13 protein-coding genes are annotated in these 13669 nt (G+C 62.7%); 9 read left to right on the top strand and 4 right to left on the bottom strand.

Features of this window, described 5'->3' with window-relative positions:
* Positions 1-82 precede the first annotated feature (82 nt).
* Entirely contained in the window at positions 83-1090 is a 1008-nt protein-coding gene (locus ABW043_RS03830) for a zinc-binding alcohol dehydrogenase family protein (RefSeq protein WP_353919911.1), read from the top strand.
* A 115-nt stretch (positions 1091-1205) separates the two neighbouring features.
* Here ABW043_RS03830 and ABW043_RS03825 read toward each other — a convergent pair whose 3' ends face one another.
* The gene (locus tag ABW043_RS03825; protein WP_353919910.1) at positions 1206-1898 is read right to left on the bottom strand and encodes a FadR/GntR family transcriptional regulator; all 693 of its coding nucleotides are present in this window, start codon (positions 1896-1898) and stop codon (positions 1206-1208) included.
* A gap of 173 nt (positions 1899-2071) precedes the next feature.
* Here ABW043_RS03825 and ABW043_RS03820 point away from each other — a divergent pair, with 173 nt between their 5' ends.
* The 6 genes from ABW043_RS03820 (at position 2072) to ABW043_RS03795 (ending at position 8960) form a co-directional block, all read left to right on the top strand.
* The gene (locus tag ABW043_RS03820; protein WP_353919909.1) at positions 2072-3637 is read left to right on the top strand and encodes a sugar ABC transporter ATP-binding protein; all 1566 of its coding nucleotides are present in this window, start codon (positions 2072-2074) and stop codon (positions 3635-3637) included.
* Positions 3634-4629 carry an ABC transporter permease gene (locus ABW043_RS03815; RefSeq protein ID WP_353919908.1) on the top strand — a complete coding sequence of 332 codons (996 nt, stop codon included), beginning with the start codon at positions 3634-3636 and terminating at the stop codon, positions 4627-4629. Before ABW043_RS03820 ends, ABW043_RS03815 begins: the two co-directional genes overlap by 4 nt.
* A 140-nt stretch (positions 4630-4769) precedes the next feature.
* Positions 4770-5717 carry an ABC transporter substrate-binding protein gene (locus ABW043_RS03810; protein ID WP_353919907.1) on the top strand — a complete coding sequence of 316 codons (948 nt, stop codon included), beginning with the start codon at positions 4770-4772 and terminating at the stop codon, positions 5715-5717.
* Between the two features lie 60 nt (positions 5718-5777).
* Positions 5778-6509, top strand: a complete 732-nt coding sequence (locus tag ABW043_RS03805; RefSeq protein ID WP_353919906.1) for an SDR family oxidoreductase — start codon at positions 5778-5780, stop codon at positions 6507-6509.
* A gap of 11 nt (positions 6510-6520) precedes the next feature.
* On the top strand, positions 6521-7810 hold the full coding sequence (locus ABW043_RS03800) for an L-fuconate dehydratase (protein ID WP_353919905.1): 1290 nt from the start codon (positions 6521-6523) through the stop codon (positions 7808-7810).
* A 100-nt stretch (positions 7811-7910) separates the two neighbouring features.
* Positions 7911-8960 (top strand): HD domain-containing phosphohydrolase, encoded by a 1050-nt coding sequence (locus ABW043_RS03795; protein ID WP_353919904.1) that lies wholly within the window; start codon positions 7911-7913, stop codon positions 8958-8960.
* Here ABW043_RS03795 and ABW043_RS03790 read toward each other — a convergent pair.
* Genes ABW043_RS03790 through ABW043_RS03780 form a run of 3 tightly spaced genes read right to left on the bottom strand, consistent with a single transcriptional unit; the run spans position 8957 to position 11830 of the window.
* The gene (locus ABW043_RS03790) at positions 8957-9778 is read right to left on the bottom strand and encodes an ABC transporter ATP-binding protein (protein WP_353919903.1); all 822 of its coding nucleotides are present in this window, start codon (positions 9776-9778) and stop codon (positions 8957-8959) included. The two genes, ABW043_RS03795 and ABW043_RS03790, sit on opposite strands and share 4 nt — an antisense overlap.
* A complete protein-coding gene (locus ABW043_RS03785; RefSeq protein WP_353919902.1) occupies positions 9771-10814 on the bottom strand; it encodes a FecCD family ABC transporter permease in 1044 nt (347 codons plus the stop codon). Before ABW043_RS03785 ends, ABW043_RS03790 begins: the two co-directional genes overlap by 8 nt.
* A complete protein-coding gene (locus ABW043_RS03780; protein WP_353919901.1) occupies positions 10811-11830 on the bottom strand; it encodes a FecCD family ABC transporter permease in 1020 nt (339 codons plus the stop codon). The genes ABW043_RS03785 and ABW043_RS03780 overlap by 4 nt, the downstream gene beginning before the upstream one ends.
* Positions 11831-11935: 105 nt before the next feature.
* On the opposite strand from ABW043_RS03780, the gene ABW043_RS03775 reads away from it, so the two are divergent.
* Complete coding sequence (locus tag ABW043_RS03775) at positions 11936-12850, top strand: ABC transporter substrate-binding protein (RefSeq protein ID WP_353919900.1); 915 nt, start codon at positions 11936-11938, stop codon at positions 12848-12850.
* A 23-nt stretch (positions 12851-12873) separates the two neighbouring features.
* Positions 12874-13669, top strand: a 796-nt coding sequence (locus tag ABW043_RS03770) for an ABC transporter substrate-binding protein (RefSeq protein WP_353919899.1), incomplete at its 3' end; no start/stop codon positions are given.

The raw sequence follows: 13669 nt of genomic DNA, 5'->3' as shown, positions 1-13669 counted from the left end.
TACTCGCCGAGGCTTCTCTTGTCACTCGTCATGTATGGAAGATATAAGGCACTAACATGTTACGGTGATGAAGGATCGACCGATGCAAGCCCTGACTATCCTGCGTCCCGGTGAAGCCGCACTCACCGACAAGCCCGTGCCCGTGCCCGGCCCCGGCGAAGTCGCCATCGATCTTGCTTTTGTCGGCTATTGCGGCTCCGACCTGACCTCCTATCGCGGCCTCAATCCGCTCGTGAGTTATCCGCGCGTGCCTGGCCACGAAATCTCGGGAACGATTGCCGAACTTGGAGCTGGCGTCGACACTCTCGCCATTGGCACCGCCGTCACCGTGCTCCCCTACTTCAATTGCGGCACCTGTCGCGCCTGCCGTTCCGGCCGGGCCAATGCCTGCCCCAATAACCAGACCATGGGCGTGCAGCGCGAAGGCGCCATGACCGGCCGTGTCGTCGTCCCCGCCGCAAAAGTGATTCCGGTCACCGGCATTTCCCAGCGCGATCTGGCCTTGGTCGAGCCCTGCGCCGTCGGCTTTCACGCCGTGCGTCGCGCCGAACTGAAAGCAGGCGAAACCGTCGTCGTCCTCGGCTGCGGCATGATCGGCCTCGGCGTCATCCTCGGCGCCCTGCGCCAGGGGGCAAAGGTCATCGCGGTGGATCTCAGCGACGCCAAACTGGAAGTCGCCAAAAAGCTCGGTGCCCACGAGGTCATCAATGCCTCAACGGATGTAAGAGCCCGGGTCGCCGAACGGACGGGGGAGGGCCCCGATGTCGTCGTCGAAGCAGTCGGCGCCGAAGCCACGTTCCTCCAAGCCGTCGACCTCGTCGCGACAGCCGGCCGCGTCGTCTATATCGGCTACGCCAAGGCGCCCATCGCCTATGAAACCAAGATTTTTATCACCAAGGAACTCGACATCCGCGGCTCCCGCAACGCGCTGCGCTCGGATTTCGACGATGTCATCGACGAACTGCGCAAGCGTCCGGATGCGGGCGATCTGATTGTCACGCGTACCGCCACGCTGGATGAAGCCGCCGAAGCACTTGCTGATTGGCATGCTCGGCCGGGTGATTTCACGAAGATTCTGGTGAAGTTCTAACTCTCACCATCTTCCCGCTCCGTCGTCATTGCCGGGCCTGTCCCGGCAATCCATCTCGCCTCCGCGTAGACTACCGGGACAAGCCCGGTAGTGACGATAGACGGGAGGGTGAAGACTAGTCCCAAGCCCCAAGCATCGACGCGGTGACAAAATCCAGATGCGCCGCCATGGCTTCGCGGGCTACCTCCGCATTTCCCTGCACGATACCCGCAACGATCCGCGCATGGTCGTCCATGATATGCGTCCGCACCGCGCTCATGCTCGCGAGATGCTCGTGAAATTTCGTATCCACGACTTCGAAGCGTGAGTTCCAGAGCAGGTCCAGCACTTCGCGCAGCATGGAATTGCCCGAGCCTTCGGCAATCGTCAGGTGCAGCATGCGGTCGCTTTCCGAAGACCAGCGATTGTTCGCCGTCTCGGCCTGCATGCGCCGCATAGCCTCGGCCATCCGCGCCGTGCCTTCGGGCGAAATATTCTGGCTCGCCAGCGCCGCAGCTTCGGGCTCCAGCAAGCGCCGGACCCGCATGATTTCAATGGGCGAATGGCCTTCGTCAGGCAGGGCCGCGCTGCCCTTGCTCTGGTCGCGCACAAAGGCGCCAACGCCAACGCGCACTTCCACGAACCCTGCGACTTCAAGCGCAATCAGCGCCTCGCGCACCGTGGGGCGAGAAACCCCGAGGCTCACCGCCAGGTCGCGCTCCGAGGGCAATTGCCGCCCAGCCTCGACCTCGCCCGCCAGGATCTGATCCCTGATCTGGTCGGCAATCTGGATGTAAAGTTTGCGGTTGGATACGGCCTGAAGTTTCATTCTCTCCCCGAGGGCGGCTACGCCGTTCCCTTGTTCAACCCATAGCCCCCCGCTCGTCGCCTGTCCACTGGTCTGACCACTTGACAGCCTGATCGTTTTGCCATTCATTCCTCCCACATTGCGAGGACGGCTCGGGAGCAGGGAGCCGCCATACGCATCGGGAGGACTTTTACATGGCTGGGCACTCTGGGCCGGCATCCGCAGCGGATGCGGCATTGCCATTGGTCGAGATGACCGACATCGACAAGTCGTTCCCCGGCGTTCGGGCTCTGTCCAAGGCGCGCTTCGAGCTGCGCCCCGGCGAAGTCCATGCGCTGATGGGCGAGAACGGCGCCGGCAAGTCGACCCTGATGAAGATTCTCTCCGGCGTTTACACCCGCGATGCCGGTACCGTGCTGCTCGATGGCCAGCCGGTAGATATCACCTCGCCGCGCCAGGCCCAGGCCCTCGGGGTCGGCATCATCCACCAGGAACTGGCGCTGATGCGCGACCTGACGGCCGCCCAGAACATTTTCATCGGCCGCGAACCGCGCCGCTTTGGCATCCTCGACGAAGGCCAGCTCAACCGCGATGCGGCCGCCATCTTCGCCTCGATGAACCTCAAACTCGAGCCGACCGTAAAGGTCGAAACCCTCACCATCGCCAAGCAGCAGATGGTCGAGATCGCCAAGGCGCTCTCCTATCGCTCGCGCGTCCTCATCATGGACGAGCCGACTGCGGCGCTGAACGATGCCGAAATCGCCGAGCTGTTCACCATCATCAATCGCCTCAAGGCCGAAGGCGTCGGCGTCGTCTACATCTCGCACAAGATGGACGAGATCAAACGCATCTCCGACCGCGTCACCATCATGCGCGATGGCGAATATGTCGGCACGGTTCCCGGCGCCGATACACCCATCGAAACCATTATCTCCATGATGGTCGGCCGTACCCTCAGCAATGAGGCGCTCGTCATCCCCAACACCACCGACGCCCCTGTCGCGTTGGAAGTGAAAGGCCTCAATCGCGGCCGCGAAATCCGCGATGTCAGCTTTGCGGTGAAAAAGGGCGAAATTCTCGGCTTCGCCGGCCTCATGGGTGCCGGCCGCACCGAAGTCGCCCGCGCCATTTTTGGTGCCGACCGGCGCGAGAGCGGCGAAATCTGGGTCCATGGCAAGCGCGTCGGCATTTCCTCGCCCAAGGACGCGGTGGAAGCCGGCATCGGCTATCTCTCGGAGGACCGCAAGCATTTTGGTCTCGCGACCGGGCTCGACGTGCGTAACAATATCGCGCTGGCGAGCCTTGATCGCTTTACCGGCCTCGGTGGCGTGCTCGACGAAGCCTCGATGCAGAAGGAAGCCGTCGGCTATATCGGCCAGCTTTCCATCAAGACACCCAGCGACACGCAGGAAGCGCGCCTCCTCTCGGGCGGCAACCAGCAGAAGGTTGTGATCGCCAAATGGCTGCTGCGCGATTGCGACATTCTCATCTTTGACGAACCGACGCGCGGCATCGATGTCGGCGCCAAGTCCGAAATCTACAAATTGCTCAATGCACTGGCGGCCGAAGGCAAGGCGATCATCGTCATTTCCTCCGAACTGCCCGAAGTGCTGCGCCTTTCCCACCGTATCGCGGTGATGTGCGAGGGGCGTCTCACCGGCATGTTGCCCGGTGGCGCCAGCCAGGAAGAAATCATGCGTCTGGCGACCCAGCGCCAGAGCAGCGTGGCCGAAAGCGCCACCCAAAGGAGGACGGCATGACCGATACCGCAGCCCCCGCAGCCAAGTCTGGCCCGCGTATTTCCGGCGCCTTCCATCGGCTGCTGGCCTTTTCGGGTCTCATCGCCCTGGTCGTCGCCTTCTCGCTGGCCTCGCCCAATTTCATGCAGACCCAGAACATCCTAGCCATCCTGCAGGCAACCTCGGTCAACGGCGTCCTCGCCATTGCGGCAACGCTCGTCATCATCACCGGCGGGATCGATCTTTCGGTCGGCACGCTGATGACCTTCTGCGCTGTCATTGCCGGCGTCATCCTCACCTATCTTGGCCTGCCTTTGCCCCTCGGCGTCATCGGCGCCATCCTCGCTGGCGCTGTCTGTGGGCTCATCTCCGGCACCATCATCGCCAAATTGAAGGTCCCGCCCTTCATTGCCACTCTTGGCATGATGCTTATCCTCAAGGGCCTCTCGCTGGTCATCTCCGGCACCCGCCCGATCTATTTCAACGACACGCCCGGCTTTAATCAGATCGCCCTCGGCTCCGTCGTCGGCCAGATCATTCCGGCGGTGCCTGTCCCCAATGGCGTGATGATCCTCTTCACCGTGGCGCTGATCGCGTCCTTCATCCTCGGCAAGACCGCGCTCGGCCGCTACACCTTTGCGCTCGGCTCCAACGAGGAAGCCGTTCGCCTCTCGGGCGTCAACGTCGATCGCTGGAAGATCGGCGTCTATGCGCTGGCCGGCGGTATTGTCGGTGTTGCCGGCGTGCTCATCGCCAGCCGTCTCAACTCGGCCCAGCCGGCCCTCGGCCAGGGCTATGAGCTCGACGCCATCGCGGCCGTGGTCATCGGCGGCACCTCGCTTTCGGGCGGTCGCGGCACCGTGCTCGGCACGCTGATCGGCGCGCTCATCATATCCGTGCTGGCCAATGGCCTGCGCATCCTATCGGTGGCTCAGGAATGGCAGACGGTGGTGACCGGCTGCATCATCATCCTGGCTGTCTATGCCGACATACTGCGGCGCCGCACACTTTAGGCGCCGGTCCCGTTGGCGCTCTTTGAGCGCCGACATCGTTGGTGCTCAAAGAGCACCGACACACTGCGCCTCCAAACGGCGCCAACAAGAAGGCTTGAAGAATGCCTCAGTCAACTAAACCAGCATGTGGGAGGAAAACCATGCTCAACCGTCGCACCCTGCTCGGCGCCCTCAGCGCCGTCGCAATGCTCGCCGCATCCAACGGCGCCGCGTTCGCGCAGGATACTTATGACATCGCCCTGATCTCCAAAGGCTTCCAGCACCAGTTCTGGCAGGCCGTGAAAGCCGGTGCCGACAAGGCCGCGGCCGAGTTCGGCGCCAATGTCACCTTCGAAGGCCCGGAAAGCGAAACCCAGGTCGACCGCCAGATGGATATGCTGGCCGCCGCTCTCTCGCGTAACCCCGACGCCATCGGCTTTGCCGCCCTCGACAGCCAGGCCGCAATCCCGCTGCTGCAGCAGGCTCATGATGCCGGTATCCCGATCATCGCCTTCGACTCCGGCGTCGACAGCGACATTCCGCTGACGACCGCAACCACCGACAACGTCGCCGCTGCCGCGCTTGCTGCCGACAAGATGGCTGAACTGATCGGCGGCGAAGGCAAGGTTGCCGTCGTTGCTCACGACCAGACCAGCCGCACCGGCATCGATCGCGTCGATGGCTTCGTCAACCGCATCAAGGAAGCCTATCCCAACATCGAAGTGGTGTCGGTTCAGTACGGCGGTGGCGACCAGCTGCAGTCGACTGAAATCACCAAGTCGATCCTGCTCGCCAACCCCGACCTCAAGGGCATTTTCGGTGCCAATGAAGGTTCGGCCATCGGCGTTGCCAATGGCAAGACCGAACTGGGCAGCCAGATCGTCGTCATCGGCTTTGACTCCGGTGCCGCTCAGAAGGGCATGATCACCTCGGGCGTCATGAACGGCGCCATCACCCAGAACCCGGTCGGCATCGGCTACGAAACCGTCAAGGCCGCCATCGGTGCACTCAAGGGCGAAACCCTGCCCAAGATCATCGACACCGGTTTCTACTACTACGACGCCACCAACATGGCAGACCCGGAAATCGCCGCGGTTCTCTACGACTAAGACCTTCACCGGCCGGGCAGCGCTTTGCACTGCCCGGCTTCTTCTTTTCAGGAACAGAATATGGCCGACCTCAACGGAAAGATCGTCTTCATCACCGCCGCTGCCCAGGGCATTGGCCAGGCGTCCGCCCTCGCTTTCGCGAAAGCCGGCGCCAAGGTGATCGCGACCGATATCAATGCCGAAAAGCTCAAGGAGCTTGAAGGCGCGCCCAATATCACGACGCGCGTGCTCGACGTTCTTTCCACTGAGGCCGTCACCCAGGCCGTCGCCGAAATCGGCCGCATCGACGTGCTCTTCAATTGCGCCGGCGTCGTCCACAACGGCACGCTGCTCGAAATGAGCGACAAGGATTTGGACTTCGCGCTCGATCTCAATGTTCGCGCCCAGGTCCGCACCATCAAGGCCATCCTGCCCCAGATGCTCGAGCGCAAAGACGGCGCCATCATCAACATGGCCACGGTTGCTTCCTCGATCAAAGGCGTGCCCAACCGCGCCGCCTATACGATCTCCAAGGCCGCCGTCATCGGCCTCACCAAGTCCATCGCCTCGGACTACACGACCAGCAATATCCGCGTGAACGCCATCTGTCCCGGCACGGTGGAATCGCCGAGCCTTTATGATCGTTGGCACGCCACCGGCGATTTCGAAGGCGCCAAAAAGGCCTTCATCGCCCGCCAGCCCATCGGCCGCATCGCCCGCCCCGATGAAGTCGCCGATCTCGCGGTCTATCTCGCCGGCGCCACCTACACGACCGGCCAGGTCCACATCATCGACGGCGGCTGGACGGCTTGAGGGAGGAAAACATGACCAAGATCACCACCCTCACGACGCACGACCTGCGCTTCCCCACCTCGGCCTCGCTCGACGGGTCCGACGCGATGAATCCCGATCCCGATTACTCGGCCGCCTATGTCGTCCTCGGCACGGATGACGATCTCGAAGGCCACGGGCTGACCTTCACCATCGGCCGCGGCAATGAAGTCGTCTGCGCCGCCATTGCGGCCCTGGCTGACCGGGTGACCGGTCTTGATCTCGACTGGGTCGAGGAAAATCCCGGCCGCTTCTGGCGCCACATGACCGGCGATAGCCAGTTGCGCTGGATCGGCCCCGACAAGGGCGCCATGCACCTCGCGACCGGCGCCGTCGTCAACGCCGTCTGGGACCTTCTCGCCAAGCGCGCGAAAAAGCCCGTCTGGCTCTATGTCGCCGAAATGAGCCCCGAACAGCTCGTCTCCATCATCGACTTCCGCTACCTCACCGACGCCATCACGCCCGAAGAGGCGCTCGCCATCTTCAAGGCTGCCGAACCCGGCAAGGCCGAGCGCATCGCAAAGCTGCGGGCCGAAGGCTATTCCTGCTACACGACCTCGGCCGGCTGGCTTGGCTATTCCAACGAAAAGCTGACGCGCCTCGCGACCGAAGCCGTCGCCGAAGGTTTTACCCATATCAAGATGAAGGTCGGCCGCGATCTCGCCGACGACATCCGCCGCCTCGAAATCGTCCGCTCCATCATGGGGCCGGATCGCTATCTGATGATCGACGCCAACCAAGTCTGGGAAGTCGACCAGGCCATCACCTGGGTCAATGAGCTCAAGCGCTTCAATCCCTATTTCATCGAAGAGCCGACCAGCCCCGACGACATCGAGGGCCATCGCAAGATCCGCGACGCCATCGCTCCGGTAAAAGTCGCGACCGGCGAAATGTGCCAGAACCGCATCATCTTCAAGCAGTTCATCACCCGCGACGCCATCGACGTGGTGCAGATCGACGCCTGCCGCATCGGCGGCCTTAATGAAGTGCTCTCTGTTCTGCTCATGGCCGCAAAGTACAAAAAGGCGGTCTGGCCGCATGCCGGCGGCGTCGGTCTCTGCGAATATGTGCAGCACCTCTCGATGATCGATTATCTCGTCGTATCAGGCACCAAGGACGGTCGCGTGATCGAATATGTCGATCACCTGCATGAGCATTTCGTCGATCCGTGCATCATCAAGAACGCCGCCTACATGCCGCCGGAACTGCCGGGATTCTCGATCGAGATGAAGCCGGCCTCGATTGCCGGGAATAAATTTATTGCTCCGGTAAAGGTGCAATAAACCATCGGCGCGGGTGGGCCTAAATGCATGTGAGACATTAAGTTTCGCATAAGGGCTCGCCCGATATCATCACCCTCGCATTAGGCCGGGGGGCTGTATTGTGTACGTGCTGATCGTGGATGACAGCCGATCGAGTCTAGCCTTACTGGGTTCGATCGTTCGGGAAATAGTGGGTGACGGCGTTGAGCTTTGTCTCAACCCGCTCGAGGCGCTGAAGCGTTGCGAGGAGCGGCAGTATGACTTGCTGCTCGTCGATCACATCATGCCGGAAATGGACGGCATCCACTTCATCGAAATGCTGCGTGCCTGCGACAACTATCGCACCGTCCCCATGGTCATGGTCACGTCCGATATCGACAAGGCCATCCGCATCGAAGCTATCCGCGTCGGTGCCAACGATTTCCTGACCAAGCCCTTCGACCCCATCGAGCTCAAGGCGCGCATCACCAATCTTCTGGCCCTCCGCGGCGCGCAGGTCGAGCTAGCCGACCACGCCAATCGCCTGACGCGCGAAGTGGCCAAGGCGACGGCGCACCTGCTCGCCCGCGAGGAAGAAATCATCTGGCGCCTTGCCCGCGCCATCGAATATCGCGACGGCGACACCGGCGAGCACGTCTCGCGCGTTGCCCAGATCAGCAAGATCATCGGCGAAGGCCTCGGCCTCTCACCCCAGCAATGCCGCATGATCTATCTCGCCGCCCCCCTCCACGATATCGGCAAGATCGCCATCGCCGACGCCATCCTGAGTAAGCCCGGCAAGCTGACATCAGAGGAAATGGCCCGCATGCGCGAGCACGTCACCATCGGCGCCCGCATCCTCGCCGATGCCGACAGCGACCTGATCCGCACGGCCGAACTGATCGCCCAGAGCCATCATGAAAAGTGGGACGGCACCGGCTATCCCAACAGGATCTCGGGCACGACGATACCCATCGAAGCGCGCATCGTCGCCCTGGCCGACGTCTTCGACGCTCTCTGCTCGGAGCGCCCCTATAAGCGCGCCTGGACGCTCGAAGAGGCCTATGCCGAAATCGCCCGTTGCTCGGGCAGCCATTTCGACCCGGCCTGTGTCGCCTCGTTCCAGTCCCGCTGGTGCGAGATTTCCGCACTCATGGGCGACGACACGATCCGGCTTGCCGAAAGCGCCTAAGCCAGCTCTTTAACTGCCGCTTTTGCGCGTCCGCGCGGAATGCAGATCGGTCGGCCATGCACGGGATCAGTCATGATCGCCGCGTCGACCTCGAACACTTCCGCCAAGAGTTCGGGCTTCATCAGCTCTTCGGGCTGCCCCAGCGCCCGCACATGTCCTTCATGCACAAACACCAATTGGTCGGCATAGCGCGCCGCGAGGTTCAGGTCGTGCAGCACCAGCACAATGGTGCGCCCGTCTTCCTTGTTGAGCTTTGACACGAGGTCAAGGCAATCAAGCTGATGCGCCATGTCGAGATGGTTCACCGGCTCGTCGAGGCAGATAACATCGGTCTCCTGCGCCAGCACCATGGCAATCCACGCCCGCTGCAACTGGCCGCCCGAGAGCGAGCCGATGCGGCGGTGCTTCAGCCCGGTCACGCCCGTGCCATCCATGGCGCGGTTGACGGCAACGCCGTCCTTTTCGCTCCACGGCTGCAACATGGCCTGGTGCGGATAGCGCCCCAGCCGAACCAGCTCTTCTACCGTCATGTCAGGCGGCGCCGAAGGGTTCTGGGCCAGAAGCCCGATCTGCCGCGCCAGGTCCTTGGCGCCGAGCGAGGCAATATCGATGCCGTCGAGAAGGATTTGTCCCTTCTGCCCCGTGTGCAGCCGGCGGATGGCGCGCAACAGGGTGGACTTGCCGCAGCCATTGGGCCCGGCCAGCACCGTCACCTTGCCGCGCGGAATGGGCAGGTTCAGCGCGTCGAGCACCGTGTCATGCCCATACATCAGGGTGAGGTCGCGTACCTCGATACGGCTCGGGACGAGGTCAGCCATTGGTCTTGTCCTTGCGCATAAGGAGGAAGAGGAAATAGGGCGCGCCAACGATTGCCGTCACCGTGCCCGCCGGCACTTCGAGCGGGGTGAAGACGACGCGCACCAGAAGGTCGGCGCCGATCAGCATCATCGCGCCGAGAAGGCAGGAGGTGAGTATACCCGCAAAGCGCGAACGCCCCACCAGCAGCCGCGCCAGATGCGGCGCAATCAGTCCCAGAAAGCCGACGCCGCCCACAAAGGCCACGGCAATCGAGGTCAGCACCGCCGCAACGAAAAACACCGCGATTCGATAGACCGGCAGGTTGAGCCCGATGCTGCGAGATGAGACATCATCGAGATCGGCCGGCGGCAGGTCCTTGGCGAGCCACAAAGCCACCAGCACCGTCGGCACCAAGCAGATCGCCATGATCTGGATTTCGCTCCAGGAAATGGCATTGACCGCACCGGCAAGCCAGCGCGCCGCTTGAGCCGCCTGATAGACCGGCCCGACCAGCATGAACACCGTCGTCAGCGCCTTGGCGACCGCGGCAATGGCAATGCCGAACAGCAGCAGCCGAATGGCCGAGGACGATTGCCGTCCCGAGAGAATGAAGACCAGCGAGATCGCCGTCAGTGCCCCGATCGCCGCTGCCAGCGGCTGCCAGGCGACCGACACGGTCAGCGCATTGGACTCGTTGGAAAAGATGGCAAGGAACAGCACGACGCCGAGCGCGGCCCCATCGACGACGCCGAGCACGCCCGGCGAGGCCAACTCGTTGCGCGTAATGCGCTGCAGCAGATAGCCGGAAAAGGAAATGGCGGCACCCGCAATGGCGGCAGCCATGACGCGCGGCATGCGCAATTGCCAGACCACCAGCTTTTCCGTCTTTTCTCCCCCACCGAGGATGACATTGGCGACCGTCTCGAGCGGAATCCAGGTCGAGCCAAAGGCAATAGCTGCGAGGGTCAGGAGCACAAAAAGCCCGACAATGATGAGAACGATCGCCCCGATACCAAAGCGGCGTCCAGCGGGCGCAGTGACTGCAAGCGTGCTCATGCAGCCCTCCGCATCAGGAGAACGAGGAGAACAATGGCGCCAACCACGGCTGTAATCGCGCCAACCGGCGCCTCGACCGGGTAGATCACGAAGCGGGCCGCGACGTCGGCCAGCGTCGCATAGACCGCGCCGAAGAGGGCCGCCGCCGGCAATTGATGGATGTGCCGCAGGCCCACCAGCCGCCGCGCCGCATGGGGCACGACAAGGCCGACAAAAGCCACCGGCCCAGCCATGGAAACAGCCGCGCCTGTCAGCAGCGCGACGGCAACAAAGGCGAGACCCCGCACTGCCGCCAGCGGCACGCCAAGCCCGGCCGCGGTAGAATCGTCGGCCTGCAGCGCATCGAGCGCCCGCGACAGCGCGATCCCGATCACTGCGCCGATGATCACGACCGGTAGCCCATTGTAAAAGAGCGCAATCGGCCGATCGACAAAGGCACCGGACAACCAGAACAGCAACTGCTGCAACTGCGCTTCATTGCTGGTGAGAAGCACTTCCACAAAGGCGTGCGAGAGGCTGGCGAAGGTGACACCCACCAGCACGATCTTGAGCGGCGACAGCCCGCCTGCGCTGGCCGCCACGCCGAACACGACGATCGCGGTGACAAAGGCGCCAAACGCCGCCGCCAGCGACAGCCCAGCCAGCGATTGCACGCCGAACATGATGCTCGCCACCACCACGGCCAGCGACGCCCCGGCATTGAGCCCCAGCGTATCGGGCGAAGCGATGCGATTGCGCGAGAGGGTCTGCACCATCACCCCGGCCATGCCGAGTGCCGCGCCGGCCAGTGGCGCAATCAGCGCCCGCGGCAGCCGCAGCCCGGCGATCACCACGGCCACTTCTGACCCGTCATGGGCGAAAAGCGCCATCCAGACCTGATCGAGCGAATAGATTTTGTAGCCAAGCGTCAGGCTCATCAGCATGGACAGGCCAAGCAGCAGGATCAGCCCCGCATAGACCTGTATCGGCCCGAGGCGCAGGCCCTGCGATTGCGGTGACATTGCCAGTGTGGACACCACTGGGCCCTCATATAGTTGATGTTGACAGTCAAATTAAATTCTGACTTTTTGCACCCATCCAATTTCCGACTAACGATGTCAAGAAAAGATGGGGGAGGGGACATGAAGTCGCTTCATCTGCTGCTTGCGCCGCTCGCTTTGGCTGGTCTGCTTGCCGTGCCGACCTTCGCCCGCGAAATCACCCATGCCATGGGCGTGACCGATGTGCCGGAGAATCCGCAGCGCGTCGTCATCCTCACCAATGAAGGTAACGAGGCCCTGCTCGCAGTCGGCGTCGTCCCGGTTGGTGCGGTGGAAAGCTGGAAGGGCAATCCCTGGTACGATTACCTGATGCCCCAGCTTGAGGGCGTGACGCTCCTCGGCACCGAGGGCGAACCCAATCTCGAACTCATCGCCAGCCTTGAACCGGATCTCATCCTCGGCAGCAAGGTGCGCCAGGAAAAAGTCTACGAGCAGCTCTCCGCCATTGCCCCCACAGTGATGACCGAAACGCTCGGCGCGCCGTGGAAAGAAAACCTGCTGGTCTACGCCGATGCCGTCGGCAAATCCTCCGAAGGCGCCGCCGCACTCGCCGCATTCGACAAGCGCATCGGCGCCATCCGCGAGGCCCTCGGCACTTCGGTTGAAGACACCATCTCCCTCGTCCGCGTCTCCCCGGCCCGCACGCGCATGTATTTGAAGACCTCGTTCCCCGGCGCCATCTTTGAAGCCATCGGCTTCAAGCGCCCCGCGACCCAGGACAAGGACGGCTTTGCCGAAGACCTGACCAAGGAACGCATTCCCGAACTCGCGGCCACCCGCATCTTCTATTTCTCGCCCGATCCGACTGATGAGGAAGCCGAAGCCAATCTCTCTGATTGGACCGCCGATCCGCTGTGGCTCGGTCTTGATGCGGTCAAGGCCGATCACGCCAAGCGCGTCGACGACGCCACCTGGATCGCCGCCGGCGGCATCTTTGCCGCCAATATCGTTCTCGACGACATCGAGGCCACCTATGGCCTCGCTTCTACCCGCTGACTTTCAACAGAGGAGTTTCTCCCATGTTCCACCGTCTCGTGACTGCCGTTGCCGCCGTGGCGCTGCTGAGCGCCCCGGTCTTCGCCCGCGAAATCACCCATGCCATGGGCGTTACCGATGTGCCGGACAATCCGCAGCGCATCGTCGTGCTCACCAATGAAGGCACCGAAGCCCTCCTCGCCATCGGCATCAAGCCGGTCGGCGCGGTAAAGTCCTTCGTCGGCGATCCGTGGTGGGATCACATCGCCGCCGACATGACCGATGTCGTGGTGGTCGGCGAAGAATCCGCCGTGAACCTTGAAGTGCTGCTCTCGCTCGAGCCCGACCTGATCCTGGGCAACAAGATGCGCCACGAAAAGATCTACGAGCAGCTCTCGGCCATCGCCCCGACCGTCGTTTCCGAGCGCCTCCGCGGCGACTGGAAGATCAACATGGCGCTCTACTCCGATGCCGCCGGCAAGGGCGAAGACGGCAAGGCCGCGCTCGCCAAGTATGACGGCCGCATCGCCGCGCTCCGCGACGCCCTCGGCGCCTCGCTCGATGAAAAGATCTCCATCGCCCGCTTCATGTCCGGCCAGACCCGCATCATGTTCAAGGACAGTTTCTCGGGCCTCGCGCTCTCCGAACTCGGCTTCCAGCGTCCCGCGACGCAAGACAAGGACGATTTCGCCGAAGAGATCACCAAGGAACGCATCCCAGAATTCGAAGGCGATCGCCTGTTCTACTTCACCTATGAAACCGGCAATGGCGAAGGCGACACCCAGGCCCAGGACTGGCTGGCCGATCCGCTCTGGAACAATCTCGCGGTGGTGAAGGCCG

Origin of the sequence: Devosia sp., assembly GCF_040509215.1 — a bacterium.
Taxonomy (GTDB): domain Bacteria; phylum Pseudomonadota; class Alphaproteobacteria; order Rhizobiales; family Devosiaceae; genus Devosia.
This window is presented reverse-complemented; position numbering and strand designations above follow the sequence as displayed.